This window comes from Campylobacter sp. CNRCH_2007_0968H (assembly GCF_025773245.1).
GTDB lineage: Bacteria > Campylobacterota > Campylobacteria > Campylobacterales > Campylobacteraceae > Campylobacter_D > Campylobacter_D lari_D.
Genome location: NZ_JAKMTQ010000033.1, coordinates 1 through 2,352, shown reverse-complemented (window position 1 = coordinate 2,352; position 2,352 = coordinate 1). Strand labels below are relative to the sequence as shown.

The 2,352-nt window shown below is 24.4% G+C and carries 2 protein-coding genes; both read right to left on the bottom strand.

From position 1 onward, the window contains the following. Window positions 1–1,207: glycosyltransferase family 8 protein (locus tag L8Y18_RS08460; RefSeq protein ID WP_263676654.1), on the bottom strand; the 1,207-nt coding region annotated here is incomplete at its 3' end. A 1-nt stretch (window position 1,208) separates the two neighbouring features. Beyond that, window positions 1,209–2,345 (bottom strand): DUF2972 domain-containing protein, encoded by a 1,137-nt coding sequence (locus L8Y18_RS08455; RefSeq protein ID WP_263676653.1) that lies wholly within the window; start codon window positions 2,343–2,345, stop codon window positions 1,209–1,211. Window positions 2,346–2,352: the final 7 nt, after the last annotated feature.

The following is a 2,352-nucleotide window of genomic DNA, read 5'->3' as shown; positions in this document are numbered from 1 at the left end:
TTAATTTTGGATTCTTTTGAAGTGCATTATGATATATTTTTTTATCTTGTCGATGAGAAATGATAATAGAAAAAATATATACAGGTATACATATAAAATCGAGAATATTTTTAGAACTAATTAAAGCAACTTGGCCTATTTTATATGATAATTGATTTTTTACACGAGATACTGCTGTGTAATCAACTTGTATTACATTTAATGCGTGAGTAGCTTTATTGTTATTTATTGAATTTAATTTTTTATCTATAAATTCTAATTCCAAATTTAACTTCAAATATCTAAAATCATCTTGAAAACCTTCCAAATTTAGTGCAATATCCCACCATAATTTTCTCTCATTAAACTCCACCCTAGTATTTTTATAATATAAATTCCACCAAGGTTTTGCAGCACAAAAATGAACTATTTTTTTTCTATTCAGTGCATCATTAAATTCATCTCTTGTATAAGCTAAATTATATTCTTTACTTTCATCTAAACACTTACAGACATAATGTCTCTCATATCCTTGTAGCAATATATATTCAGGTGCTATCAAATTCCAATTTAAAGGTAATTTATATGTATAGTCTTTTAATGCTATATTAAGATAACTTTGATCAGCTAAGCCACCATGATCATAATCTAAAAAAGCTTGAATACATTTTTGTTTAATATTATATTGTCTCCATTTATTTAAATCAATCATGATAATACCAGCATTAAAGTAATATAAAGGATTAAAATTAATATCAGATCCACCCTTTTTTGATTTTAATTTTGTACATAAGTGCGAACATGAATCTGTCACAACTCCTACAATTTTATCATTCAAATCAATATAAAAAACCTCTCTAATATCATCACATGCCAAAATATCCGCATCAACATACAAACACTTTGAAACTTCAGCTCCTAAAATATTCGCAATTTCAAATCTATAATATGTAGCATGGTTTACATGCCAAGCTTTTGGAAAATCTTGAAATTGCTTTTCGTCTATAATATGAATTTTCAATTCGCATGGATATATACTAGTTAAATAATCTATAAGTATCTTTAATTTTTGATGATTAGTAAAACTTATACCGTCTGTTAAAATGTGAAAAATATATTTTTCACTTGCAAATTTCTCATTTTCTTTTGTATTTTTAATAATACTTGATAAAACAACTGCAACATATTTAATGTAATTATTATCAGCGGCTAACACAATATTGTACATTTTAATCTCCTTTGCTATATAATTTCATAAATCTTAAGTAGTATTTCCATTTTTCTAAAATATCAATTTTCTTTTTAAATATATCCTCAAATTCATATTCAATTAACTCTCTAAAAGCAGTATATGTCTGCTTATCCTCACTATATACTTTTAAAATATCATCTTCATTTATTGATATTTTCCTTAATAAGTCTATATAGTCATTTATTTTATTAAAAAATAGCGATAATTTGTTGTAAATTTCCTCTTGAATTTCATTGTTTTTTATCAATATATCATAATCTTTTGCTTCACTACATATAAAAATACTGTGCATTGCTTTATCATATTGTTGTAAATTAAATAAATATGTAATATCTTTTTTTTGCGTGACTTGATACATATGATAAATAAAAATTTTTAAACTACTGTTATGATCTAGATAGTGTATGTATACAATTGGCTTATCAATATCAAATATAAATCTTAAAAAATGTGTGAAATTTACCCCATCAATTAATGCATTATTCATAGGAACTTCAAATCCAAGATTTTCTCCTAATTGCTTTAGTTTTAAATATCCTTTAGATGGATTTATTTCAGAAGAATCTACATAATATATTCTCTCAACATTTCTTAAATTTTTGATATGAGTTTTTGCAATATAAGTAAATCTCATATTATCAGTTATGGTCCTTTGATGAACAATCCTTTTTTTTAAATCTGTTAAATCAATAATCGATTGAGAATTAGTTGTAGAGTAAAAAAAATTGTTAAAAATATCATTATTTTCATTTATATTGCTAAAATGCAATATATTTTTATCCCTTATCATTTTATAATTATATGTACTAGCAACCATTTTTATTGGATCTCTTGTTAAGCATACTAATGAAACTTTTTTGTTAAACATGTGTAAATATCTTTTATAATACGGAAAATTACATTCAATAATTGGAATACAACGCTTTGTGATATCATTAACAATAAGATCACTATAAAAAGCTTTATACCTATCTCTACCATTATCATACCATTTGTTTTTTTGCAATATTTTTAAATTATCACAACGTGCTAACATTTCTTGGAATGCTTTTTCTCCTGTGCCATGACTACTTATAAATATAAAATCATACCTATCTGGTAAAGGTAAATTCATCTCCCAC

Bases quoted from the DNA above. Each gene is read 5' to 3' on its own strand.
- L8Y18_RS08455 (WP_263676653.1), bottom strand. From the start codon at position 2,345: ATGAATTTACCTTTACCAGATAGGTATGATTTTATATTTATAAGTAGT.